At 47.7% G+C, this 25904-nt stretch carries 25 protein-coding genes and 1 pseudogene; 6 read left to right on the plus strand and 20 right to left on the minus strand.

The annotated features are described in order from the left end of the window. Positions 1–84: 84 nt before the first annotated feature. Positions 85–750: a DUF8692 domain-containing protein gene (locus AC5JL3_RS20960; protein ID WP_496076315.1), complete on the plus strand. Its 666-nt coding sequence runs from the start codon at positions 85–87 to the stop codon at positions 748–750. A gap of 12 nt (positions 751–762) precedes the next feature. Here AC5JL3_RS20960 and AC5JL3_RS20965 read toward each other — a convergent pair whose 3' ends face one another. Next, the gene (locus AC5JL3_RS20965) at positions 763–1665 is read right to left on the minus strand and encodes a 3'(2'),5'-bisphosphate nucleotidase CysQ family protein (protein WP_496076316.1); all 903 of its coding nucleotides are present in this window, start codon (positions 1663–1665) and stop codon (positions 763–765) included. Positions 1666–2064: 399 nt separating this feature from the next. Between AC5JL3_RS20965 and AC5JL3_RS20970 the strand changes: the two genes are divergently transcribed. Then, positions 2065–2349 carry a hypothetical protein gene (locus AC5JL3_RS20970; protein WP_496076317.1) on the plus strand — a complete coding sequence of 95 codons (285 nt, stop codon included), beginning with the start codon at positions 2065–2067 and terminating at the stop codon, positions 2347–2349. 214 nt (positions 2350–2563) lie between these two features. On the opposite strand, the gene AC5JL3_RS20975 is transcribed toward AC5JL3_RS20970, so the two are convergent. The 4 genes from AC5JL3_RS20975 to AC5JL3_RS20990 form a co-directional block, all read right to left on the minus strand. After that, a complete protein-coding gene (locus AC5JL3_RS20975; protein WP_496076318.1) occupies positions 2564–3871 on the minus strand; it encodes an FMN-binding glutamate synthase family protein in 1308 nt (435 codons plus the stop codon). 185 nt (positions 3872–4056) lie between these two features. After that, positions 4057–4773 carry a GltB/FmdC/FwdC-like GXGXG domain-containing protein gene (locus AC5JL3_RS20980; RefSeq protein WP_496076319.1) on the minus strand — a complete coding sequence of 239 codons (717 nt, stop codon included), beginning with the start codon at positions 4771–4773 and terminating at the stop codon, positions 4057–4059. A 62-nt stretch (positions 4774–4835) separates the two neighbouring features. Further along, on the minus strand, positions 4836–5798 hold the full coding sequence (locus AC5JL3_RS20985; RefSeq protein WP_496076320.1) for a class II glutamine amidotransferase domain-containing protein: 963 nt from the start codon (positions 5796–5798) through the stop codon (positions 4836–4838). A 118-nt stretch (positions 5799–5916) separates the two neighbouring features. Further along, the gene (locus AC5JL3_RS20990; RefSeq protein WP_496076321.1) at positions 5917–6690 is read right to left on the minus strand and encodes a GntR family transcriptional regulator; all 774 of its coding nucleotides are present in this window, start codon (positions 6688–6690) and stop codon (positions 5917–5919) included. Positions 6691–6861: 171 nt separating this feature from the next. Here AC5JL3_RS20990 and AC5JL3_RS20995 point away from each other — a divergent pair, with 171 nt between their 5' ends. The 3 genes from AC5JL3_RS20995 (at position 6862) to AC5JL3_RS21005 (ending at position 12513) form a co-directional block, all read left to right on the plus strand. After that, positions 6862–8064 (plus strand): NAD(P)/FAD-dependent oxidoreductase, encoded by a 1203-nt coding sequence (locus tag AC5JL3_RS20995; RefSeq protein ID WP_496076322.1) that lies wholly within the window; start codon positions 6862–6864, stop codon positions 8062–8064. 195 nt (positions 8065–8259) lie between these two features. After that, entirely contained in the window at positions 8260–9717 is a 1458-nt protein-coding gene (locus AC5JL3_RS21000) for an S-layer homology domain-containing protein (RefSeq protein ID WP_496076323.1), read from the plus strand. A 498-nt stretch (positions 9718–10215) separates the two neighbouring features. Then, positions 10216–12513, plus strand: coding sequence for an NACHT domain-containing protein (locus tag AC5JL3_RS21005; protein ID WP_496076324.1), 2298 nt, complete (start codon positions 10216–10218; stop codon positions 12511–12513). Positions 12514–12716: 203 nt separating this feature from the next. On the opposite strand, the gene AC5JL3_RS21010 is transcribed toward AC5JL3_RS21005, so the two are convergent. Then, a complete protein-coding gene (locus AC5JL3_RS21010) occupies positions 12717–13109 on the minus strand; it encodes a M23 family metallopeptidase (RefSeq protein ID WP_496076347.1) in 393 nt (130 codons plus the stop codon). Between the two features lie 612 nt (positions 13110–13721). Between AC5JL3_RS21010 and AC5JL3_RS21015 the strand changes: the two genes are divergently transcribed. Then, the gene (locus AC5JL3_RS21015; RefSeq protein ID WP_496076325.1) at positions 13722–14435 is read left to right on the plus strand and encodes a hypothetical protein; all 714 of its coding nucleotides are present in this window, start codon (positions 13722–13724) and stop codon (positions 14433–14435) included. A 228-nt stretch (positions 14436–14663) separates the two neighbouring features. On the opposite strand, the gene AC5JL3_RS21020 is transcribed toward AC5JL3_RS21015, so the two are convergent. The 14 genes and pseudogenes from AC5JL3_RS21020 to AC5JL3_RS21085 all read right to left on the minus strand — a co-directional run bounded on the left by AC5JL3_RS21020 (position 14664) and on the right by AC5JL3_RS21085 (position 25799). Beyond that, positions 14664–15725: a methyltransferase gene (locus tag AC5JL3_RS21020; RefSeq protein ID WP_496076326.1), complete on the minus strand. Its 1062-nt coding sequence runs from the start codon at positions 15723–15725 to the stop codon at positions 14664–14666. Between the two features lie 147 nt (positions 15726–15872). Beyond that, on the minus strand, positions 15873–16151 hold the full coding sequence (locus tag AC5JL3_RS21025; RefSeq protein ID WP_496076327.1) for a hypothetical protein: 279 nt from the start codon (positions 16149–16151) through the stop codon (positions 15873–15875). A 109-nt stretch (positions 16152–16260) separates the two neighbouring features. After that, positions 16261–17043 (minus strand): annotated as a pseudogene (locus AC5JL3_RS21030) (SDR family oxidoreductase). Positions 17044–17165: 122 nt separating this feature from the next. Then, positions 17166–17543 carry a hypothetical protein gene (locus AC5JL3_RS21035; protein ID WP_496076328.1) on the minus strand — a complete coding sequence of 126 codons (378 nt, stop codon included), beginning with the start codon at positions 17541–17543 and terminating at the stop codon, positions 17166–17168. Next, a complete protein-coding gene (locus AC5JL3_RS21040; protein WP_496076329.1) occupies positions 17543–17872 on the minus strand; it encodes an SDR family NAD(P)-dependent oxidoreductase in 330 nt (109 codons plus the stop codon). Before AC5JL3_RS21040 ends, AC5JL3_RS21035 begins: the two co-directional genes overlap by 1 nt. Positions 17873–18052: 180 nt before the next feature. Further along, positions 18053–18748, minus strand: coding sequence for a stage II sporulation protein M (locus AC5JL3_RS21045; RefSeq protein ID WP_496076330.1), 696 nt, complete (start codon positions 18746–18748; stop codon positions 18053–18055). Between the two features lie 84 nt (positions 18749–18832). After that, positions 18833–20992 carry a prolyl oligopeptidase family serine peptidase gene (locus tag AC5JL3_RS21050; RefSeq protein ID WP_496076331.1) on the minus strand — a complete coding sequence of 720 codons (2160 nt, stop codon included), beginning with the start codon at positions 20990–20992 and terminating at the stop codon, positions 18833–18835. A gap of 104 nt (positions 20993–21096) precedes the next feature. Beyond that, positions 21097–21585 carry a nuclear transport factor 2 family protein gene (locus AC5JL3_RS21055; RefSeq protein ID WP_496076332.1) on the minus strand — a complete coding sequence of 163 codons (489 nt, stop codon included), beginning with the start codon at positions 21583–21585 and terminating at the stop codon, positions 21097–21099. Positions 21586–21710: 125 nt separating this feature from the next. Continuing rightward, positions 21711–22853: a cytochrome P450 gene (locus AC5JL3_RS21060; protein WP_496076333.1), complete on the minus strand. Its 1143-nt coding sequence runs from the start codon at positions 22851–22853 to the stop codon at positions 21711–21713. Further along, complete coding sequence (locus AC5JL3_RS21065) at positions 22843–23028, minus strand: hypothetical protein (protein ID WP_496076334.1); 186 nt, start codon at positions 23026–23028, stop codon at positions 22843–22845. Before AC5JL3_RS21065 ends, AC5JL3_RS21060 begins: the two co-directional genes overlap by 11 nt. Further along, positions 23018–23326 (minus strand): YdhR family protein, encoded by a 309-nt coding sequence (locus AC5JL3_RS21070; protein ID WP_496076335.1) that lies wholly within the window; start codon positions 23324–23326, stop codon positions 23018–23020. The genes AC5JL3_RS21065 and AC5JL3_RS21070 overlap by 11 nt, the downstream gene beginning before the upstream one ends. Before the next feature lie 136 nt (positions 23327–23462). Further along, positions 23463–23657, minus strand: a complete 195-nt coding sequence (locus AC5JL3_RS21075) for a BBE domain-containing protein (RefSeq protein WP_496076348.1) — start codon at positions 23655–23657, stop codon at positions 23463–23465. A 47-nt stretch (positions 23658–23704) separates the two neighbouring features. Beyond that, a complete protein-coding gene (locus AC5JL3_RS21080; protein ID WP_496076336.1) occupies positions 23705–24151 on the minus strand; it encodes a cupin domain-containing protein in 447 nt (148 codons plus the stop codon). A gap of 277 nt (positions 24152–24428) precedes the next feature. Continuing rightward, positions 24429–25799, minus strand: coding sequence for an FAD-binding oxidoreductase (locus tag AC5JL3_RS21085; protein ID WP_496076337.1), 1371 nt, complete (start codon positions 25797–25799; stop codon positions 24429–24431). Positions 25800–25904 lie beyond the last annotated feature (105 nt).

Here is a 25904-nt window from a genome sequence, read left to right on the forward strand (position 1 = left end):
TTTCCTAGTCTTGAAAACTATGACGCTTTTTCATGTCTCATTTGAAAACGCTATATAAACAAGAACACAACTCGACTCTTATATTTGTTTTTAGCTACGGATGTAATTTTTATTCTTCTTCATATCCTTTATCTACCAACAGACTTTGTTTCAAACCCCTATCTTTCGATTGAAAAAGACCAAGGCTATGCAGAACTGTTTCAATATATCAAAGAGTATTGGATTGCCCTTTTACTAAGTCTCTTAGCCTGGAAGAATCGTTCTTATCTCTATCTTTCTTGGTCTATACTGTTTTGTTACCTGTTACTAGATGATGCTATCAGTATCCACGAAAGAATAGGTAGCAAAATTAGTCACCGACTCGCTTTCTCCCCAGCATTCAACTTGAGAGCAGTAGACTTTGGAGAACTTATTGTATCTGCCTGCGTTGGTTTGTTCTTCCTGATCTGTATTGCTACTGCCTATCGTTTCAGCGATCGCTCATCAAAAAAGAATTCTAGATATTTAACTATTTTTCTGCTTGCTTTAGCTCTATTCGGGATTGTAGTAGATATGCTTCACATAGCGCTCCAATCCCCATATTGGAAACCCTCACTTGCTCTTATTGAAGATGCTGGTGAAATGATAGTGATGAGTTTTATTGCTTGGTTTGTCTTCAATATATCTGAGGGTTCATCTCGGACTATTAGCCTTACAGAAAAGCGGCAACAAACAGAAGATAATCATAGTGTTGCAATCATCTCAAAATGAATGTTTTGACGCTTAACTATCTATCTGCGCGAGAATTTCTGAGGCTTGAGTACAAAGAGTACTGTGGCAATGACCATTACTTGCCATTACACCACCCCATTGATTGATGTCTCCCTGGTTGTACAACAAAGGAGTTCCATCAAAATGAGTGAATTGTCCACCTGCTTCCCTGAGAATAAGTTCTGGAGCTGCCATATCCCAGTCTTTAGGGGCAGACTTACCGGAGAGAGAGATGTAAACGTCTGCCTTCTGTTCAATGATTGTCACAATTTTACAGCCGACGCTGCCAACGTAGTGTTTCTCTTTAAAGGGGAGTTGGCGCAGTAGCTGGTTAAAACGCTCATCCCGGTGAGTACGACTGGCGACAAGGGACAAATCTGCGATCGCATTACGCTCTGATACACGTATGGGTGTTGTGACACCATCTGACGTTTCAACAAAGGTGCCGCCGCCAAGGGTGGCATAATACAGCTTCTCGGCTTCCGGCCATGCAACTACGGCTAAAATGGGTCTGCCTTGATGGGCTAGGGCAATATGCACAGCATACTCGCCTGTACGCTCAATAAAGTCGCGGGTGCCATCCAAAGGGTCAATAATCCATACCCAAGGTTGCTGTTGGAGTGACTCCTGCGTTTGCTCTGATAAGGATTTATACGTTTCTTCGCTCAGGTAGCCGAAGTCTTGTGTACCGAGAGAGGCTTGGAGTTCTTCTAGGATGTAGTGGTTAGCGGCGACATCGGCAGCCGTGACAGGACCATCTTTTTTCTCTTGAATTTCTAAGTTTCCATCGTTGGAATTGCCACGATAGTAGGAGCGCAAGATTTTGGCAGCACCCCAACCAACGGAACGTGCGATCGCAACAATCTCCTCTAATCCTTCATAGCGATCATTGCTTAAACTTTTCAATACCACCACTTGATAATTCCTCCTATCAGTTTTAATAATCTCAATTGTCTAGTTTCTTGAAGAACTTGTAAGAAACCTTAACCTAGGAAATTGACAGAAAATCTCGCAAAAGCGCGTGAAAACTAGCTTACATATCTTTTGCCTATAGTTACTTCATCATAAGTAGTTATTAAGTCTTTTTTCTACATAGATACGCCCCTAAGGAATTCGCGCTTCAATATATTTGGTAGGAGCAGATGGCTTCAGTTTAAGCAACAGCTAATGGAGTGAATACTCCCTGAGCTTTCACTAGAGCCTAGGTCGAATTTTGTCTGAACTAGCCTATATAACCTGGCAATCTTAAGGGGCATTTGCCAAAAAAAGGCTGATTTGAGCGGGAGTACGCACTATAAGTAAGGGTTAACAATCATGAACCGTATTTGCCAACTGGCTCAACTAATTTTGGACTTCTACCGCGAGGAACCTAAGCAACTCCGGCAGCTTGCACCTCTACGCAATTGTAAGGTATTCCGGCGCTGGGGAGCATTGTATATCCGCTGCCACACGCAAGACACAGCAGCAGTACTAGTGGATGCGGCTTTGGCGATCGCAGAACCCGTTGCTCGGCTGAGATTAGCTAAAAAAATTATAATTCTGAACAATAATACTTCAGTTGCTATGTTTCCCGTTGATCTCAGCAAAATTAATGTTTGAGCAAATAATTAGTAAAGTTGTTGCAAAATAACGATCTCGATACGTGACTCTTTTTCCTCAGCAGACTGACAAATTAGATAATCAGCTCAAATCTCTGGTGAGGGAAGAATCAAATAGAATCAGACCATATTACTACAGATAGTTAGAGGGGAAAGTTCTTTAACTTCCCCTCTAACTTTAGGTATACATGGGTAATAGAGCTAATCAATTAGTATTACTGCCCCATTACAAAATCAGTACCCGCTAGCGGCAACTTCGTCATTGCTGAAGCTTCTAGAGTCAACGCCACTAAGTCCTCACGTTCCAAATTATGCACATCCGACTTACCGCAAGCGCGTGCTAAACTCTGTACCTCCATTACCAGAGATTGCAGGTAATTTGCCACATGTGTTGTCGCCTCTTCTACTGGTAAGCGTTGCATCAACTCCTCATCTTGAGTTGTAATCCCGACTGGACACATCCCAGTATGGCAATGGTGGCAGTGATAAGGTTCTGTGCCTAACTTCTGATAGTCCTCAATGTAGACGGGTTTATTGCATCCCATTGCAATCAGAGGGGCAGTTCCCAGACTTACTGCATCAGCCCCCAACGCTAGCGCCTTTGCAACATCAGGACCCGAACGGATACCACCAGAAATCACCAATTGTACTTGTCCATAAACGCCGCTTTCCTGCAATGCTTCCACGGCTTGCACTAATGCAGGAAGCGTGGGAATACCACTGTGTTCCTGAAAAATACTCTGAGTTGCGGCAGTACCGCCTTCCATCCCGTCGAGGACAATCACATCAGCACCAGCCTTTACCGCCAGTTTCACATCATCCTTGACGCGAGTCGCCCCCATCTTGACGTAGATGGGAATTTCCCAATCCGTTGCTTCTCGCAACTCCTCAATTTTGATTTTAAGGTCATCTGGGCCAATCCAGTCAGGGTGACGACAAGGCGATCGCTGATCTACCCCTTCCGGTAACGTCCGCATCCCAGCAACCACCTTATTCACCTTCTGCCCTAGCAATAAGCCGCCACCACCCGGTTTTGCCCCTTGCCCTACAACAATTTCAATCGCATCAGCTTTTTTCAAATCCTTGGGGTTAAAGCCATAGCGTGAAGGTAAGCATTGGTAAACTAACTTAGAAGACGCTTCCCGTTCGGCTGGCAACATCCCGCCATCGCCAGTAGTTGTAGAAGTTCCCATCATTGTCGCCGCCTGTCCCAACGCCACCTTTGCATTGCGAGAAAGTGCCCCAAAACTCATGCCTGCAACTGTAATTGGCACCTCTAATTCCATCGGACGCTTAGCGAAGCGTGTTCCCAACATTGTTTTGGTGTTGCACTTCTCCCGGTAGCCTTCCAAAGGAAACCGCGTCATCGAAGCTGTGAGAAAGAGCAAATCATCAAATCGAGGAACATTGCGAAAAGCCCCATATCCCCGAATCATGTAGCGACCAAGTTCTGCCCGTTCTTGAATAGCGTTGATAACTGAAGGGGAGTAAGTGCTACTAGTTTCTAATATACGTTTTTCCATTATTATTTATTGGTTGTTGGTTATTGGTTATTGGTTATTGGTTGTTTGTTGTTAAGCTAATAATCATTTAACTTGTAAGGTGATATTTAAGATTCTTTTGTGGGATGGGCATCTTGCCCGTCCAGCTTATGTAGGTGTACAGCCGTTTACGAGCTAATCATTAGCTAACAACTAACAACCAACAACTAATAAGCGTCTTTCCATTTTGCCCAATTTTTGGCTTTGAAATGATACAGTTCTTTGGCACACACAATTTTTTTAAAATCATACTCTCGCGGAGCAATTCCTAAAGGAGATAACTCTTGCTCAAGCTTTTGCCAATCTTGCTCAGACATCGGTTCAATCGTTGCATCTGCTCCTAAAGAGCTTATTGTTCCCCCAACATAAATTGCTCCATCGTAGATAGAATCTGCCAAATTTTCGCCTGCATTGCCGCAGACAATCATACATCCCTGCTGCATCATAAAAGCAGAGCCGTAGCCTACGTTACCAGTAACAATTAAAGTTCCGCCTTTTAGGGAAATTCCTGCGCGTGAACTGGCGTTACCGAGGATGCAAACTTTACCACCATGTGCTGAAGCAGCAGCATTAGCGGAAGCACTACCATGAATGGTAATTGTACCGCCCATCAAGTTTTCTCCAACTGACCAACCGCAAGCGCCAAACACTTCAATATTGATGCTGTCTCCTAAACCGCCACAGTAATAACCCACTGGGCCTTGGAAGTGTATAGTAATCGGTTGTTCCATTCCTACAGCTAGGTTATGTCGTCCTGCTGGGTTGAGTACTTTGACAACAGGGACACCTTCTGAAGCTAAAGCTTTGAGTTGTTGATTCAGTTCTCGTGTGCTGAGGTTGGCACAGTCTAGGACGGTTTCTTGTAGGAGGATTTGCTCTTGCATAACTGAGTTAAGAATTTGAACCGCAAAGGCGCGAAGAAAGAGTAAAAATTTGGGTTTTAGGATTAAACCTTGCTTGCGGTTCCTGCCAGTTCTAGTATTTGAGAAGGAGTGCTTGCTACTGACCAAACGTTTACTTCTCCAGCATCAGGTTCGCGTATGGTTGCACTGCTGTCGAAACTGGGTAGACTCAGCAGACAACGATATTCTGAGGCAACAGCAATCATTTGTGGAGACTCGTAGATTACGGCTGGCTTTGCTGCAAATTTGTCGCGCACTAGTCCAACTTTGTCTGAGGTTGCGACTAAGAAGGTATAGGTACCATCAAAGTCATTGAGTAGGCTGTAGAGTGAGGCTTCTAGGGATTTGCCTTGGAGTAATTGATAGCGGAGATAATGTGCGATCGCTTCTGAATCATTATGCGTCTCAAACACCACTCCTTGCCGTTCTAGCACAAAGCGCAATTTGTAATAGTTAGAGACTTGCCCATTATGGACAATACATAAATCTTGGGCTGAGGTAAAGGGATGGGAATGATAGGTATCCACCACAGATTCTGTTGCCATTCGAGTATGGGCGATGCCATGACTCCCGGCAAAGTTTTCCAAACCATACTTCTGGAACAAATTCGCCGCCGCACCAACTTCTTTATAAATCTCTAGCTGCTGCCCCACACTCATCAAATGTAGCTGGGGAAAGCTTCTGACTAACTCACTTTTCAATACTTCAATGCTGAAGTATTGCTCATCTTTCCCTTGCAGCGTCACACGATACCCAGTGCCGACACTCTCAAACGCCACTACCTCAGCCAGTTGGCTCAATAGTTGCTTGACATTCTCCCATGGCACCTTCCCCTCAGCCAGTAAAAGCACCTTAACTTGCTGAGGTTCAACCGAGTTACCGTAGAGTCCAACACCACAAGAATCTGGGCCTCTACTTTCTAGCGGCTGAATTAGTTTTAGCAAATCCAAGCCAAGGTTGTGGTAATACTCTGGATTACGATAGATGACTCCAGCAATGCCACACAAAGGTTGCTCCTCCTCATTGATGAATTGATGCCGACTAGCTGCTGCTAATCAATTAGCATTATCTTGTTATGACAAGATAATCCTTAAAAAACTGTATAGTCAACTACTGTTTTATGGTTCAGCTCTTTGGGGCGAAGGGGCTTGAACCGTTACCATTTTTCGTCAAAACGACCGAGTAGCAAAGCCTATCGGCTCGACTAAGTGTTTCACCACAAATAATTGGTTGTGATGCTGTAGTGTACGCCACATAGCGGTTCACTAATAGTGGTGCGCCAAGGGCAATGTCCAAGTGTTCGCTCACTTCGTGAGTGGCATGAGTACACTCCAAAATAGTCTCTACTCGTTCAACGGAAACGCCATTACTATCGAGGGTGGGGTAAATCAAGCTCGATTGCAGTTCGTCAGCAAATGTTTCTCCCAAATCAAAACGAATGTAGGTAATATCTAGGGCAACAGGAATGTCATCAGTGAGGATGATTTTCTTTTGGCAGTAGATGTGATGAGTATCAGATGACAGCTTGAGTTTTTGGCGAACTCTAGGGGAGGGTTCTGTGACTTCAAAACAAAGGCTTTTGATGCTGCTGGTGACTCCTTGACGTGTCATGTCTTCATCAAAGAAGACGAGAGGATTAGATAAGGAGCGAGTGACTTTGTTTTGTTCTTTGACAAAAACGCCTTTACCACGATGGCAGACGACTAAGCCTTGATTGACCAAATTTGCGATCGCACGTCTGACTGTAATCCGGCTGACATCAAACTGCAACATTAACTGATGCTCACTCGGCAACTGCTCTCCAGGGGAGTACTCACCCCCAAAAATTTGTTCACGTAGTTTCTCCGAAATAGCTAAATGCAGGGGAAGCTTGCTAGGGTCTAAGACATTCTGTTCCATGCGGAGACATTTTTGATACCTTAATCAATTCTCTCAATAGATATCGAATTCACTACTGTCGAACTGCCTTAATAAGGCAAGATTGGTCTCAAAACCATCGATCAGCAGAGTCTCTAGACTTGTTATAATAAGCTCCGCTACAAAAGCTGACGTAAAAAATTGGGATGGTGCATGGTGGAGACAGCTGACATTATCGTCGTAGGTGGGGGTTGCATTGGAGCGTCGATTGCCTTGCATCTGGCAGAAAGGAAGGCAGGAAAAATCCTGTTACTTGAGAAAAAAGAGCTAGCCAATGGTGCGTCTGGTAAAGGAATTGGAATTATCCGCACCCATTACACCCACCCGATTCTTGCTGAATTAGCTCACCAATCTTTACAGCGATATCATCAGTTTCCAGAGCGATATGGTGGCTATGATGCTGGGTTTCATGCCTGCGGTTACTACATCCTGGTTGGGGAAGCTGATGTAGAAACACTTCATCAGGTGGTGCAACAGCATCAGTCGATGAACATTAATATTGACTTGGTAAAGCTTCAACACGTTCAAGAGAAAGTACCTCACCTGAATCTCACTAATGTAGCCGCCGCCGCTTATGAACCTGATTCTGGCTATGGCAGTCCTCCACAAACTACACGCGCTTTCGCCAAACGTGCAGCAGATTTGGGTGTAGAGGTTCGCACCCAAACTCCTGTTTTAGACATCATGGTAGATTCCGAAGGGATTGAAGGCGTTGTTACACCGACAGGTAAGATTGCAACCCGGACGGTAATTGACTGTGTTGGTCCTTGGGCAAGAAAATTTACTGAACAATTGGGGTTAGAGTTTCCTGTAACTCCAGTTGTTGAACATGTTGTCGTAGTAGAACGACCTTCTGAATTTGCTCAAATCCATCCCGTAGTTTCAGATTTGGTCAATCTTTGTTATATGCGATCGGATGCTGAGCAACCACTAACTCGCATCGGCAACTCTGACCCCAAATACCATCCTCAGTTCAGTCTCAAAGATGCGGATGATTTCAAAGGACAGCTTTTTGAGAATATCACTGAAGAATTGCATAAAAAGTTGCTTCACCGCTTCCCAATTCTTGAAGAAGGGAAAGTTGTAGACACCTATAGCGGAATTTGGGGTGTTACACCAGATTATCAACCAATAATTGATAAATTAGAACATTTACCAGGACTGTATTGTGCTGTTGGATTCAGTGGTCATGGTTACAAGCTGAGTCCAATTATTGGCGAGTTAATGAGCCAGTATGTCTTAGGGGCAACTAATGATTTAGTCAACCAACTTAAACTTTTCCGATTTGGTCGCTTTCAAGAAAATAATTTAGTTAAATCGCCTATCAGCTATAGCCAAGCTAAAGGTTTACGCTAATCACTGTTGGATTTGGATTTTGTTAGCTTAATTTTCTCTTACTGTCTAGCCCTAAAGTGTAGATATTTGATGAACTTGAAGCAAATTAGAGACTAAGTTATAGATTCAGGAAAGTTTGAATACAGAAGGTAATTAAACGGGAACATGTCCTCAAATTCAGAGTCTATATTGCCGTTCGGCGTTGTTGTGAGACTCATGAATTCGAGTTTTTTTGTGTCATTAAGTGGGATTGTCTTGACGGCGGCAGGGATGGCAACCTCTACTCCTTTGCTAGCTAATACGTTGCCAACTCAAACCGATAATCTTTTAGCGAATCAATTCTCTGTTAGCCAAATGGCAGAGGATGACATCCAGTTACTACCTGAAGCAATTACTGATGCCATTTTTAAGAATGTCATGCAGCAAAGTGGGATGGAGGCATCACAGCTACGTGTTGTTGAGGTAAAACGGCAAACTTGGTCAGATGGCTGCTTGGGTTTGGCTAGTGCCGATCAGATATGTACTCAAGCTATGATTCCAGGTTGGCGAGTCGTTGTTGCTAGTGGTGAACAGCGCTGGGTTTATCGCACTGACGAATCGGGTTCTCTCGTAAAGCTGGATGAAGTAGCCACTCAAACTCTTATCCGTAGTACAACGACGCAAACCACCCGCCGAGAAGTAACTACCCGCACAACTCAGACTAGTCAATCAGTCACGGGTACTAGCAGCACTCAAAATAGCAGCAGTCAAAGCACTCAAGCGGTTGGTACTAGCCAAACGACAGGAGGAGTCACGACAAGGACACAACAGCAGGTAGCTGCAACAAGCCGCAGCACTCAAGTTAGTTTCTCAGACATCTCGCAAAACTTTTGGGCAAGAGACTTTATTGCAGAACTGGCAAGGCAAGATATTATCACTGGGTTCCCAGATGGTCAATTCCGTCCAAATGAGCCAGTGACTCGTGCTCAGTTTGCGGCGATGATTCGCAAGGCATTTGAGAAGACTAAAGTTCGTAATGCGGTTAATTTTAGAGACGTTTCGTCAAGTTACTGGGCTTACAACGCGATCCGAGAAGCTTATGAAATGGGCTTTTTAGACATGGTTTCTGGTAGTGAGTTTAACCCCAACCAAAGCCTGACTCGTTTACAAGTTATGATGGCTTTAACGAAGGGTCTGAATTATTCGGTTAGTAGCTCTACTGAATCAGTTTTACGGTTTTATAGTGATGCCGCTAGTATCCCTGCCGATGCCCGCACTCTTGTTGCCGCCGCGACTGAACGGGGTATTGTGGTGAATTATCCTAATGTCAAAACTTTCAGTGCAAATACAGTCGCAACCAGGGCAGAAGTTGCGGCTTTTCTCTATCAAGCAATGGTTAGCACTGGGCAGATGGTAGCTATTTCTTCACCTTACGTGGTGACTCAAGAATTCTCCGCGCCACCGCAGGTAAGCCCAGCGCCAGCAACTCCAGCGCAGGTAACTCCAGTTCCGGCAGCAAGTCCAGCACCAGCAATCCCAGCCGTTGAAGCAGGTGGAAGCGATCGCAACAAACCCCAGCGTCAAAACTGTAACCAAGGGATTGGTAATGGTGCAGAAGGCTGCGATCCTGGTAACTCTCAGCCTCGTGGTGGCAGTAATGATGAAGGAGGACGGACTCCTGGCAATCGTCCTTAGTAACGAGTGCGTGTTGTAATTGTCTGAATTAAGGGATTTCCAAAAAAGAGTACATCCCTAAGTTGCAAAGGGCGGGTTTTCTTATAACTCGCCCTTTGTATTTGCAAAAAGGCGATCGCCTGCCTAAATTCACTAGCGTTGATTTATGCATACTAGGCGCTGGCCAACACTTTAATACTGTATAAGGATGAAAGTCTTTAATGAAGCTTTATATATTCTTTCTAGGTTTGGTGTATCTATTGAGGGATTTTTGGCAAACAAAGTTACGTTAGAAGAGCAGCTTTCAGGTAAGCGAAACTTAAGCTTAATGCTGACAAGTTAAGGCTGAGTGCAAACCACGTTTACTTATCACGAATTCGCCGTGGCACTGGCGCGTCGCACGCCCAGACCGCTTGGATTTTGTATAATTTAAACAGAGTAGAAGATGCTTAGCATAAAAAGTCTGTATAATTCGTATTATTTATAAAAACCTAAGTTTTATTATGAACTTTTTATTGTATGGTCAAGCGATCGCTCCAGGCATCACCAGCCGGAATTCAACAGGCTAAAGGAGCCTTTTCCCATAAAGGTTGGACTCAAGAAAACCTGGCAGAAGAAGTGAACGTAAAGACTCGTCAGCCGATTTGGAGGTTTTTCTCAGGTCGTCCGATTGAACACCATACCTTTAAAGAAATTTGCTCTGTCTTGGGGCTGAATTGGCGGGAGATTGCGGAAAATCCGCCAGAAGAGGGTTCAGAACCTGGAGAACAGGCAGGTCTAGAGATTGATGCCTTGGTCAAACAGGTGCGATCGCAACGCCACGACAAAATTCAAAACCAGTGCGGCACCTTGCAGCTATTAGATATCAGCCGTCCCGTTGGGCTAGAGGACATTTACATCGATGTCAATATTGTGGAGGAAATCGCAAGCCAACAGTGGTTAGAGATCGCTGACATAGAACGCCTTACTCCAGAAGAATTTGACCACTTTGGCTTGGGTGAAGTTTCCCAGAAAAAAATATCAGGCATGAGGGCTGTTGAAACCTACTCTAAGCTGAGGGTGTTGGGTAAACCTGGGTCTGGTAAAACCACCTTTCTACAACATCTCGCTATTGAGTGCAACCAAGGCAAATTTGCGGCAAACCGAGTTCCCATTTTTATTAGCTTAAGAGATTTTGCGGACGAGTCAAAAGAAGCCGATCATAGCAGCTTATTAAACTACATCCGAGCAGAATTTCTTACCTCTGGAATTTCAGACCTCTCCGTCATTGAAACCCTGCTGCTTGAGGGTAGAGTCTTGCTGCTACTCGATGGGCTGGATGAAGTACTCGGATCAGATAGCAACGCCGTCGTCAAAGAAATCCGCAGATTATCCGAGAACTATGAAAAGAATCTATTTGTCACCACCTGTCGAACAGCAGGTCAAACGTTTACCCTCAAGCGATTTACGGATGTGGAAATTGCCCCGTTTACCCAAGAGCAAATTGCTGCCTTTGCTCAGAAGTGGTTTGCCACATTGGCGAAAACGAATGGCGAGGATGAAGTCGATCCAGCCGTTGAGTTCATTGAGAAATTAGACTTGCCGGAAAACTTGCAATTCCGTAGACTCGCCGTCACACCCTTGTTTCTGCATCTCGCCTGCTGGGTGTTCCGTCGCCAGGAAAAATTCCCAACCAAAAAAAGCGAGTTTTATAAGCAATGTCTAGACCTTCTCCTCGTCAAATGGGATGAAACCAGGGGGATTCAGAGGGATGCCGTTTACCGGGGGTTTTTATTGCCCCAAAAGCTCAAGCTGCTGAGTCAGGTTGCAGCCGTGTCGTTTGAGCAGGGGCATTACTTTCTGGAACAGCGTGCCATGGAGGGTCACATTGGCGACTATATCCGTAATTTACCCAATGCTTCCACTGAGCCAGAGGAATTGCAACTGGATAGTGAAGTGGTACTCAAGGCTATAGAGTTGCAACATGGTTTATTGATAGAACGAGTGCGGGGAATTTTCTCCTTCTCTTATTTGGCGTTTCAAGAATACTTCACTGCCCGGAAAATCGTTGCCAGTCATAATTTACAGGCATTAGAAAAACCCCTGGAACGTCTGGTGAGTCACATCACTGAACCCCGTTGGCGCGAAATCTTTTTGTTGACGGCTGCCATGCTGCGGAGTGCAGACTCCTTGGTACAGTTGATGAAGCAACAAGTGGATGGGCTAGTTGCCCAAGACCCCTATCTCCAAGAGTTTCTAACCTGGGCGAGTCAAAAGTCCCAAGTTGTTCCTCCCCAGCCATCGGCAATTCGCGCTTTCTACTTTGCCCTTGCCCGGACTCCTCAACTTGCTCCTCACGTTGCCCTTGCCTGTACTGTTGATCAAGGGATTTTTCTGGATGCAGCACTGAATGACTTGGTGTTGGAGAGTGCTATTGACTCCAGCCCTGATTTTGCCCATGCCTATGCCTGTGCCGATGCCCTGAGTAATGCCCTCACCATTGTGCTGGATCTGGGGTTACAGCAGTCCCTACAACAACTCCAAGACCAACTCCCTGACTCAAAACACGACAGAGAAAGGTTTCAGGCATGGTGGCAAACCAACCATGTCGCTTGGAGTGAGCGATTAAGGAAAGCGATCGCACTTCATCGAAATATTCAGCATCAGTGGCACTTCAGCCCTGAGCAGCAGCAAGTGTTGCAACGCTACTATGATGCTAATCAGTTGCTCATCGATTGTCTCAATAGCAACTGTGAAGTGACGGCTGTCGTGCGGCAGGAGATTGAATCCGCCTTATTGTTGCCGCAGAAGGAACTTGAGGAGAGGGAATGGCAGTAGAGTTGAGGGTTAATTGCTTAGACCAGGCGAAAGCAAACCCTTTCTCGGCGCGAGAGATTCGCTCTTCCAAACACTGCTATCAGTATGAGCGCCACAACACAATTCACGAGAGCGTCCAGACAGGAGGATGAGGTGCCATAGAGGATTAACAAGTTGAATTATGTGATTAGGTTGAAGCGAATTGAATAAATGAAAACATCGCTTTACTTTGAAATAAGCAAACTGTTTCTAACCAAAAACTTGCCGTCGAATGTGATTGGCAGTCCTTCTCCAGCTAAAATCGCTTTTCCTGTGTTTACTTTTCGAGCATGGATATGAAGATGAGGTTCACTGGTGTTTCCTGAGTTGCCAATCTTAGCGATCGCATCTCCTGATTTGACTAGCGATCCGACTTGGCTAGTGATGCTACCTTTCAGAAGATGAGCCATTAAGATATCGGCACCCTGACATCTCAGTAGAATGTGGTTTCCAGCAGGATTTTTTCGGTCGCTTTCTCCCGGAACGAGATTAGGCAAATCGTTGACTAGATTGGCGATCGTCCCATCGCAAGGGCTGTAGACATGTGCAACATAATATATAGCGTTTTCATTTGGGATGTAAAACTAAGGCGTTCGGCATTTACGCTCTGGCAAGAGCTGTAATCCCTGACATTTCAGCACTCCAAGTCACATTTTCTAGCCTAAAAAACTCCGAGGCATTTTCATGTCTCATTTGAAAACGCTATACGCCGTTCTTTAATGGAAAAGACAGATCGATAGATGAGCCAGTAAAAAAATAACCCTTTAGACTAGCTATAAATAGCATCACAACAAAAGCGCTGATTCCTAACTCAAGATATTTTTTAAACGTTTTCGGAGGGTAAAGGGGTAAAGACTTGGCTTTGATGAAAGACTTATATGCTGCTATGACAAATACGATTAGCAATAGAAATCTGAGGTAATAACTTAACCATTCCCACCGTCCATTGAGAAAAATAAAAATAAAATAAACCAAGACCATTAAAAGATTGATCGACCAATTGAATTTACTATCAAATTGTGCCTGCCAAAGCCAAATCAGGATGATTTGCCAGTATCATTAGACTTAGCAGTGCGCCGATGAATTGCCGACAAACACGGCAGTTTCTTATACCAATTCAGGGCACAAATCAGCCAGCAACGCTTCCCAAACTTCAATCGAGTAGTCGATTACAGGCTTAAAGGAGAAAAATGGTCACAGCAGACGCACTCACACACAAAAGCACAGACGAACTGAAGCAAGAATTAATCGATCGAGTGGGCGATCGAGACGGCGAGGCACTCGGTAAAAAAGTCGCGTTTGCCAAAACTGAACTGATGCCCTGGTTTGATGAACTTAGCCGCCGCAATCCGTTTCCAAATGCGATCGATCAGATTGATTTGGTGGTCGGTGTTTGGTCGCCTGTGTGGTCTACAATTCCGTTTCAAGACATATTTCCCGGACGGATTTATGAGCAGTCATATCAAATCTTCCAAGCCAATGGCTACTACGCAAACATGGCGCGATATGCACCGGGAAAGCTGCCTTTGTTAAAGCGACTTATAGAAAAACTGGTGGCTTACGACTTCATGATCTTGCAAAAATTTGAGGTGCGATCCGATCAGTGGTTCATTCAAAACATTGGCATTCAGCAAGGTTTTCGACTGAATTTTTCGCCACTGTCGATCGAAAAAGCGCAAGCCTGGTTTGAATCTGCTGTGCAAAAACAACTGGCAAAAGGCGAAGCAAATACTACGCCAGATTTTCAAAAGCTCGATCAAAGCACCGCGAAAAAGTATGAAAAAATCTTTCAGGCCAGACCGCAACTCAAACATTTGTACATTGATCGCGACTTTCGACTTGTGAAAACGCAACGCGAAGCAAAACAGCGACCTTCGTATACGATCGCGGTTCGCAAAGCTTAATTTATAGGAATTACGCGGTTGCTATAAAATCATTGTTTTGATATCCTCCTGTGTGGTTTATTGAGTTAGTTGTCAGATGAGCGATTCTCGTTCCGAGAGGCTTCGCCAACGCGACCTTAAGGTGACTCAGTTGTTCACATTCTTCAACGTTTAGCTTATTTAGAACACTCAAGTTCGCTGAGTTAAGCGGTGATTTAATCTTTCTATTCCTAAAGAAACATGGATGCTTTAGAGTTTCACTGCTTCAATGATGCTGAGCATTGAGGGTGTTGGAATCAGGCGCGTCAGTTCAAAACCATTGGATCGCAACAACGATCGATACTCTTCTTCAGATCGTTCCCGTCCGCCCGTCAGCAATAGCATGATCACGTCGGCGAACTTTGCGGGAGAGGGTTCGTTGCCGGGTGGGATGATGCTTTCAATTAGCAGTAGCTTGGCGTGATCCGGCATGGCTTGATGACAATTCTTCAGGATGAGCGAGGACTTTTCATCATCCCAATCGTGAAGAATCCATCGCATCAGGTAAGCATCGCCCCCAGTTGGCACAGACTCAAAGAAGTTTCCGGCAACGGGTTGAATTGTTTCGTCTACATTGACAATGGCAATGATGTCAGGTAAGTCGAAGAGAATGCCGTTGAGATGGGGATGCGATCGCACAATTGTAGAAATTACGCTGCCGTGCCCTCCCCCCACATCGACGATTGTATTCATTCCAGAAAAGTCATAGCTGGCAGCAACCGCTTGTGCGCTCTCAGTTCCTATACTATTCCTCGACTGCGAGAATATCTGAGCCTCTTCAGGATGTTGAGCGAGGTGATCCCAAACCGCCATGCCTGTTACAGCATCGAAAGTTTTTTCGCCTGTTTTCAAACTATGTAGCCCGTGGCTCCAGCCTAGAGAAGAGACGTAGCCCATCTGTGCCATCGCTACATACCGCATGGATCTAGGGCTATTGCTTTGCAACGTTGCGGCCAACGGGGTCAGCGCGAAGCATTGATCTGAGATTTCGGTAAAAATGCCAACACTTGCCAAAGCACGCAGAAGTCGATATAGAGATCGCGGCTCCGTGTTCGTTGCGGCTGCAAGTTGAGCGATCGTTTTGGGCTGATCGTCAAACAAATCGGCAATGCCTAACTCCGCAGCGAGATAGATTGATCGAACAACCCAAAAGCCACTGATTAGATTGAGCATCGTCTCTTGTGGAGTAACTTCTGATTTTTCCATTTGATCCTGAGAATTACTAATCGATGTAGCGATCGAGAAACGAGGAGCAACTTCTGATTTTTTCATCGGAACATGATTCTCTTTACTTTATTAAGTTAGGACTTACGCATTGACAGGAATAGAGTGGTGTGGGTTGTTACGCTGAGGCGCGTAGTTTGACGAGAACCAGGAAACGCAGTTCTAAATTGCACTGTCTACTATTTCCGATAAAGCTTATTCTCTGTACCATACACGCACACATTGAAAGCAATTGATTGTAATGCCACTACTGGTCGTCACTGGATAAACACCATTACTGACCGTCACTCCGTAAAAACTATCACTTGTGCCTTCTAAACGATCTGGTAAAACAACGGTTTCAACATTGATTACCTGTATCGTTCTATTGTCAATCCACTGATTTACAGCACTAACAATTTCAGAGAAGGATTCATACTCGGCAGGTCCGCCGAAGGGTCCCCGTTTAGTAATCCGAGGCGCAAAATTTCGCACTTAATTATTTTCACCACCTTAAAATTGTAGAGTTGACCATCACTTCAAGGAACCATCGTGATTTGTTTATGGATCGATTCACTGTGATTCCACTATCAATAATCAAAAATTAACTCACTGTATATCCGCCATCGATCGCTAAGGGTTGTCCCGTGATGTAGCTGGCAGCATCAGAGCAAAGAAAAATAACCGCTTGAGCAATTTCCGTTGCCTGACCAATCCGACCCATTGGAACCATCGATCCGAGATCATCGAACGTGATGCCCATTTGGTCAGCGCTACGAGCCATCAGGTCAGTCGCAATCGGACCCGGATTGACGGCATTAATCCGAATGCCCTGTTTGGCATAATCGAGGGCAGCCGATCTGCGCTTCGCAGCAGCGCTTCGCTATCGCGTCAGCCCCATCACTGCATGTTTGCTAGCAACGTAGGGAGAGATCCCCGGCAGCGCAACCAGACCATTCGTTGACGAATTGTTCACGATCGCGCCTGCGCCTTGGGTCAGCATCTGTTGAATCTCATATTTCATACATAGAAATAGCCCCCGCGCATTGATCGACATGATCTTGTCAAAATCCTCGATCGATTGTTCGTGCAACGGTTTAACAGCCAGATCAATCCCAGCGTTGTTAAAGGCACAATCGAGCTTGCCGTAAGTAGCGACCGTTTTTTGCACCAGGGCTTGCACATCCGCTTCACTCGATACATCTGATTTGACAAACAAGCATTCCGCTCCAGTCTCGCGAATCAGCGCAGCAGTTTCTTCACCTTCTACACTGCGTACGTCCGAGAAGACAACGTTTGCACCCGCAGCACCGAATGCGATCGCTGTTGCTCTGCCAATTCCCGATGAGCCACCAGTCACTAAAGCCACTTTATCTTGCAGTATCATTCTGTTTCTCCTAGCATTAATTTCGTTGCATTGATCTGAAGTGTACTGAGTTCCAATGCTTGATTTCTTCCAGATTCTTACGGTGAAGCGCAAGTTCGTTTCGGCAGCATCCAATTTAGATACTAATGTTCAGAATTCACTTGCCATGTCATCACAATGATTTCTGCAAACATTAAGACAACTAATAGCCTCGAAAACGCTCGTAAAATGGCTTCCATCGTCCAGTTCTGACTCTGAACATCCCAAATCATCCAAACAATGTTCACTCCAATCACCAACCAGGGTAGAATTACCGCTGAATTCCGTCTGCGATAGAAGCGGATCGTCGTCTCGCGCCAAAAGGGGAAGGTGCTGAGGAGACAAACAATGTAGGAGGCTCCTGCACTGACGAACAAGCTTGTTTGAAGACTCGAAGGTAGATTTGGGTACCCAAGCGCGATCGCACTCAGACAAACTCCCAGCGCGAGATACAGGAAAGTAAACAAGGTAAATCGCTTCATTACTTTTTCCGATAAAGCTTATTCTCTGTACCAGACACGCTGAAAACAGGCTCGATCCCGGCATTGTTGAAGGCACAATCGAGTCTGCCGTAAGTGGCGATCGCCTTCTCCACTAAAGCTTGCACCTCTGCTTCACTGCTGACATCGGAACGGACATATAGGCATTCGGCACCCGTTTCACGAATCAGTTTGGCGGTTTTTTCTCCTTCTGCTTCCCGTCTGCCGGAGAACACCACTTTTGCTCCAGCAGCACCAAAGGCGATCGCCGTTGCTCTCCCAATTCCCGATGTGCCTCCAGTGACTAACGCCACTTTATCTTGCAGTATCATCCTATTTCTCCTGCTTCAATCAATATTGACCTTCAGCCCAAAATCAAACTCCGATCCGTCATATCAGCCCATGCCAGCGGCTATCATCACCGGAATCGTGGGCTGTTCGGCGTATCGGTATTTGTTTAATCATTTTTACTATTCTCAGTTTTCCCAGTCGCCCTCACGCCGTGGAAAGCGCTACAACAACCATTGGGTCAGCGGATGTATTAGGTAGCGGATCGAGAACGCCTCCCAGATCGCGCCGACGATGAACAGTGGGAGCGCGGACAGGCTCAGCCAACCGAGCTGTTGCAGCCCACGAACGTAACCCTGACGACGGTTCCGAGCACCGATGGTTGCGGGGCGAACCCAAGACCGCCCAAGGATGTATGCGCCAAACATTAGGAGGGCATAAGCCTGGAATTCGATGAGTGCCGTCAGCGAGTGCGGAATCCAGATCACTGCAGCGCGCGCGGTAGTCGGGGCTATGGGCAAACCGAGAGTGAATGCCTTATACGCGAATATGGCGATGCCAGTGAAGGGAACGATCAGCGAAGGGAGCACGATCCACAGCGCGCCAGTCATGACGTTGACTCCCAGGATGGTCAGCGAGAACAGCCAAGGGTTATTGAGTAGCGATCGGACTAAGTCGAACGTTCCGTTGTCTTCCTGGATGGCCACCTGAGTTGCACCCAGGTTGGGGAAGACCATCGCCGCTACTAACCCAGCGATGAATGAGCCATACACAATGACGTTGATGATGAGATAGGCTCGAAAATTGGCGCGAATGATCTGGAAGGGTTTGCGAAGAAATCGCCGAAGCGGGTGTTTGGCACTGGGAGTAAGTGGTCGTTGTGGAGACTGTTCTTTTGTGGCGATCGGTTTGCGTGACATATTTTTAGCTCCGATGTTTGGTGATGGATGCAGTGATGCTCAAGAGTGAGAACCACCGCATCCGTGGTTATAAATCGTCTGCGATCATTTCGTTGGCTTCACCTTCAGCCCAGTCCAGTGCGCGGCAAAAGCCCACATATCCGCCGTTTCCTCGATGATCTTGTCAACAGGCTTGCCCGCTCCATGACCCGCGCGCGTCTCGATGCGGACAAAGTGCGGCTTGGGGCCGATATCCGCCGCTTGGAGCGCGGCGACATATTTGAAACTGTGTCCTGGCACCACGCGATCGTCCGTGTCGGCAGTGGTGGCAAGGATCGCGGGATATGCCTTGCCGGATTGGATGTTGTGATAAGGCGAATATTTGAAGAGGTTACGAAAATCCGCTTCCCGTGCCGGATCGCCATATTCGTCAACCCATAATTTGCCGCCCGTGAATTTGTCAAAGCGCAGCATGTCCATTACGCCGACCTGTGCCAGCGCAGCGGCGAACAAATCCGGTCGCTGGTTGACCACCGCGCCGATCAGGAGACCGCCATTCGATGCGCCGTCAATAGCTAGTCCGTCTGGTGACGTGATGCTCTGTGCCTTCAGATACTCGCCCGCCGCGATGAAATCGTCGAAGCCGTTTTGCTTGTGCTGACGACGCCCCGCGTCGTGCCATGCCTTGCCATATTCGTTGCCCCCGCGAATATGGGCGATCGCGAACACCCCGCCCTGTTCGACCCACGCCAGCCGCTCGGACGAGAAGGCGGGAGGCTCGCTGAGATTAAAGCCTCCATACGCATGGAGCAGGGTCGGTGCTGGGCTGGTCACATCCTTGCGCCGGACGATAAACATCGGGACACGGGTGCCATCCTTCGACTTGTAGAAACGCTGTTCGACCGCGATCCGCTTGAGATCGAACGCCACCTTTGCCTCGCTCCAGACGCGCGCCCTGTTGCTGGCGATATCGTATCGATAGATAATGCCCGGAGCGTTGTAGCTGGTGAAGCCGAAGAAGGTTTCCTTGTCGTCTTGGTCGCCCTGAAAGCCTCCCGCAGTACCAATGCTGGGCAGCTTCACAATGCCGTCGGCTTTGCCTTCGAGCGTGTAGCGTCGAACCTCCGTCTTCACGTCAACCAGATAGGACAGAAACAGCCGTCCGCCGACCAGCGACGCTTTGCTCATAACCGCGTCCTGCTCCGGCACCACATCCGCGATTACCGGATCGGCGGCAATATCCATCGTCACCACCTTGAGGCGGGCCGCGTCCTTGCTGGTCGTAAGGAAGAACTTCGTCCCCACATTGCCGACGATCGCCCATGAATTGTCGAGATTATCGACGAGCTTGCGGGGTTTCCAGTCCGCGCTCTTGAAATCCACTACGGTCAGCTTGTTACCCGGTGTACCGGGCGAGGAAGCGATCGCGACGTAACGTCCGTCTTCGGTGATGCTCAAGTCATGCAGCATGGTCGGCTGGTCGGGAGTTGCATAGACTAGCCGATCCTGTGTCTGGGGCGTACCGATCGCATGAAAATAAATGGTATGGTTTTCCACGCCCGCCTGGGACGCTGCGCCCTGCTTCGGTTCAGGGAAACGAGCGTAGAAAAAGCCAGATCCGTCCTTGGCCCACTCGATGGTGGTGAACCTCGCCCATTTGACCTCATCAGCCTGCACCTTACCCGTGTTGACATCCAGCACCCGAATGGTGCGCCAGTCCGTGCCGCCATCCTGCACCGCATAGGCTACGCGAGTGCCATCGTCGGAAGCTGACCATTCGGCAAGCGCGGTCGCCCCATCTTTTGCCCAAGTGTTGGGATCGATCAGCACATGCCCTGCGCCATCCACGCTGTCACGGACATAGAGCATCGGCTGGTTCTCAACGCCGGAGGTACGCAAGTAGAAATATCGTCCGCCCTTTCTGACCGGAATGGTGAACCGCTCATAGTTGTACAACTGCTTCAGTCGGTTCTTGAAGATATCTCGACCCGGCAGCCGATCGAGATAAGCATTGCTGACTTTGTTCTGCGATTCGACCCAAGTGGCGACTTCTTTATCGCTGCGAACATCGTTTTCCAGCCAGCGATAGGGGTCGGCGATCGTCTGCCCGAAAGGCTTCTCTACAACATCACCCCGCTTGGTTTCGGGATAGGCGATCGCAGGTATCGTCGCGGCGGACTGCGAGCAAGCGGAAACGAAAGGGGTGGCAAAGAGCAGCGCGAAACCGAGAAGGGCGGCGCGGCGCATCAGTATCTTTTGAATCATTTTGCTGTTCTCCAGTTTTTATGAGGAATCGATGGAGCGACTGACGCAGGATTGCTCGTCGATAGTGGCAGATTGATGTTTCAATGGGACTGTAAATTAGTTTGTTAGGATGCTTTGAAGGTAGTATCCGCCGCGTCGAAGAAGGGCCCAAACAGGTCTTCCGGCCAGTTGGGATCGGTTTTGGAAGTGCGCTCCAGACACTTCCAGATGCCGTCGCGACGCTCAAAGATATCGTCGTAGGTGCCAGTCGATACGGTTCCGACGTGCTCGGCTTTCCAGGATACGACCCATCGCCAGTGCGCTTCGGCTCGGTCACCTGAGCCAGAAATCTCGAACGCGCCCATCGAGTGGAACCACTTGTCCATCGGGAAGACGCTGTGCGCGTAGTCAAACATCTGCTTCATGCCGTCAGGACCCTCGAAGGTCGAAGTACGCAGATCGTTGACGTTGAATTTAGCCTCCGCCCAGTAAAGGCGATTGTAGAGATCGACCTGCTCGCGCCCCCAACCCTTGTCGATGCAACGCTGATGCATGTTGAGCTGCTCGAAAATGGTAAAGCGATCGGTCACAGTGAGATCGTTGTTCTGAGACATGGAAGTTTTCCTCTATGTTGAAGTTCTTGTGGGCCGTCAGGCTGGCAACACCATTGGAGGTCGAATTCCAAATACTGCTGTAAGAGTCCAAGGGCAGGTTAAGACTGCTTTTTTCCTCCGTCCCTTTAACCAAACAGAACGGGTAGTGCTTTCAATCCATGTAGACCGTTGCCCCCGATAATCTCTAACGTTGCATTGGGATCGACTCGTAGATTAGGAAACCGCTCCATTACTGTTTGCAACCCGATAGCAGCTTCTAGTCGAGCCAACGGCGCACCTAAGCAGAAGTGAATGCCATTGCCAAAAGCAACGTGTTCATTGGGGTCACGGTCAATCGTAAATTTATCTGCCCGCTCAAACTGCGTTTCATCCCGGTTGGCTGAACCGAGGTAAGCAAAGATTTGCTGTCCTGCGGGAATGGTTTGTTCGCCCAGTTGAGTTTCTACCTTCGTGAAGCGACGCAGGTATTGAAACGGTGAGTGGTAGCGTAGTACTTCTTCAATTGCCAAGGGGAGCAAGGTCGGCTCCTGCTTCAGTCGCTCGAAGACATCTGGGTACTCATAGAAGCAGACGATCGCATTCGCCAGTAAATTCCTCGTCGTTTCATTGCCTGCCACCAGCAACAGGATACACATATCCACCAGTTCTTGAGCCGTCAATATTTCACCTGCCTCATGCACCGCCAGCAGATCGCTGATTAAATCCGTACCAGGTTGACCGCGCCGTTGCTGCAACAGATCGCGAAAATAATCGCCCAGTGCTCGCTGTGCAGACAAGTCTCCTGCGATACTGCCGTCTGACCAGCGTTTGAAATTGTCGCGTTCTTCAATTGGAATGCCTAAAATTTCAGCAATCACGATCAGAGGAAAAGGAACGCAAAAGTCGTGGATAAAGTCCATCCGTCCTTGAGCTTGGACACGATCGAGTAACTCCTGCGTAATCGCTCTCAGCCGAGGTGCTAGTGACTCAGCCCGCCCCTGGGTAAACACCTTTGCCACCAGTGTGCGGAGCGTTCGATGTTGAGGTGGATCGGTACGGTTAAGATTTTGGGTAAAGTCGATTTGCTCAGGGGGATGCGGCATTTTCGACGAGAATGTTTGCCAGTCGCTGAGAATTCGCTTCACATCTTGGTAGCGAAACACCATCCATGCGGATTGGGTAACATCATAAAAGACGGGCGATTCGCGGCGCATCTTGGCATACCAGGAGAAGCGATCGCCTGATAGTGAAAAGGGCTTGTTGTCAAGTAAAGGTTGGTTAGATGTCATTAGTCATTTCCTTTTGAAAAAACGTATGTTCAAACTTGCTAAATACTCCCTTTGCGCGGGTGGCAACGATCGCTAATTTAGCGGTTTGCGCGTCGTAGGCAACAGCACGATTTTGGCTTTGAAAAAAGGTCCATAAAACCTGAGTTTGATAGCGATGGGTCTTATCATTTGCCATAAACGCTCCCCCCGTTCTCCACTAGCGTGGCAATCTGCACGAACTCGATGCTAGGGCGTACACCGTAGAGATCGGTTACCCGCTCGACAAGCTCATCGGTGAAAAACGCTTTAGCTGCATCCTCTGACTCCCAAACGTAAAAGTTCGTAGCCTCACGCTTTCCGGAATTGAGCGTGAACGCCTTTGAGCGTAATCCCGGCATTCCCTCAAACCTTGGGCGTGCGGTCTCTGCGATCTTCCGCACGGCTTGCTCATCGAAATTGTCTGTGTAGTGAAATGTTACGAATACACCGACCATGGCGGACTCCTTTCGAGGTAGTTATCAACGTCACTATGGACTAAAGCCTTTTACCCAAATAGCCCGACGGTAATCTCCATCGATGAGGCGCGATTACCTCTAGTAGGCTGCGCCAACGGGCTGATGGCAACGATCGCTATGCTACGAGATGTCCGATCGTCGAACTAAATACATCATCCGGATCGTATGTCCGCTTGAGATCCAGCAAGCGCCCATAGTTTGGACCGAAGGCGAGTGGAACGCGCTCCTGCTCCTGCTCATCCAGGAGATTGATATATCCCCCTTTGAACGCATAGGGTGCAAGTGCCTGTGAGAGGTTCTGTGTCCTTATCTACGTCGATTGCTCGTAGTTCTTAAGTGTGGACAGCCTTCAAGGCTTTACGTCAAAGCGTTTGGCAGCTTGGGCGGCTCTGGAGCCATGAACTCAATACCATAATGCTTGCTGATTTCGATGAAGCGCTCCATATCCTCTGGCAATGTTAGCGGACTGATGGTCTCAAAGTACTCATCGAGACCGCCGGGGATTGTGAGGAAGAGAAACTTTCCCGTTCTCTTTCCACAATTGCGAAAGGCATGAAAGTTACCTCTCATCGAGTACTTAACCTCATCTTTCATGACCCGGCTCCATTCATGGCTATCGAAAAATTCGTAGTCTCCTTCAATCAACATAAAGAGTTCATCTTCCCGCGCGTGCTTGTGCGGAGGCGGACCGCCACCCGGCGGCGATGTCTGCACTCCAGTGCAAAAAGAATTGTTTGTGGCTTTACTTGTTACGAGAATTTCGACTGGCTCGCCGAAGATATTGAAGACAGGATTGTTATTCATAGATACTCCTTAGGGGGTAAAAACTGTAGGCTCGATGGGATTTTGTGAGCGAAATTCAATTGTCCTTCGAGAAGTAGAAGAACTCTGGATAGGGATGCTTATGGAGCGGGATGTCCACTCTGGGAGCGAGGGTCATCTCATAGACAGAGAATTGATAGTGAATACTATCTTCAGGGTTAAGTTGACAACATCAATCAGAGCATTGATGAAGATTTGAAGATTTGCGATCGCCCTGAAATCTGTGTTCTGCTTTGGGTATTAGAAGATCGAACGATCGCTATGCTACGAGATGTCCGATCGTCGAACTAAATACATCATCCGGATCGTATGTCCGCTTGAGGTCGAGCAAGCGCTGATAGTTCGGTCCGAAGGCGAGTGGAACGCGCTCCTGCTCCTTCTCATCCAGGGCATTGATGTATCCCCATTTGAAGGCATAGGGTGCAAGCACCTGTGAGATGTTCTGTGCCCATTGGATATGCCGCTGCTCTTCGTCGGGAGACTGTGGTTCCCAGGCTGCGATCATCTGAACCGTCAGATGATCCTGACGCAGCGCAAAAGCAGTCTCGGAAACACCCACACGACTCGCGGCTCCATGAAAGTTATGGAGTTCGATGAGCGAAAAGGGAGAAGATAATGGCAGTCCCTGTTCGATCAGCACCTCGATAGTCTCAGTCTGGAGACCATTGAGCGACTGAGTTTGGATGTAGTAGTGGCGACCTTCCGGTGCAAGCGCATCCTGCCCATGAATCAGTGCGTTATACGTGACGGGCTGCACCCGATCGACCAGCAGCTTGCCAAAAGTCCGCAGTGGGGCAATCGCCTGCTCACCTGCTTCGAGAAGTCCACAATAGGTGGGTGAGAGAAAAAGAACCGTCTGTCCATCTGGCATCTGAAGGAACCCAGACGGAATCGTCAATTCATCGGGTGCTGCGGCGATGAACTCGTTAAAACGGTGTAACACTGCTCTGGCTTGCTCTAGAGGATACAGCAGCAACCCAGCCAACACCGTCGTGAGCGGATGCAGACGATACTCCAGGGAAACGACGACTCCAAAGTTGCCACCGCCGCCGCGCAGTCCCCAAAGCAGGTCTGGATGTTCCTGGGCGTTTGCGGTTACAAGCTGCCCGTTGGCAGTTACCACTTGTGCTGACAGCAGGTTATCGGCACCCAGTCCATAAGCACCCGTCAGAGGACCATATCCCCCTCCCAAGGTAAATCCAGACATCCCAACGCTGGAGATGGTTGCTGTAGCTGTCGCCAACCCATATCTCTCTGCTGCCTCAATCAGGTCGCCAGCCGTTGCTCCACCTTGAACATGAGCAGTGCGCGCGTCCGGATCGATGGTGACGGCTCTCATCTGGGACAAATCGATCGTGACACCATTCTCAGACAACGCTCGTCCGGCAAAATCGTGTCCTCCACCTCGAACAGAGAGGGGCAGCCCATGTGTACGTGTCCAGCGAACCGTATGAATGACATCTTGCACAGTCAAACAACGCACGATCGCGGCAGGTTGGGTCTTCACCTTCCCGTTCCAGAGGTGGCGCACCTGTTCATAGGCAGCGTCATCAGGGATCAGAAGCTCTCCTGTGAGCGGTGCTGCGAGATCGTTGAAAAAAGCATGATTCTGAACAAATGTAGTTGTCATTGTTTTTCCTCTTCAGGTTGTAGATTGAATAACTAACGTAGTGTGCAAATTATTAGAGTTGTTGGGGAATAAGCTGTTGTGCATCTAATTTGACAGTCAATTTTT

This window comes from Symplocastrum torsivum (assembly GCF_059505465.1).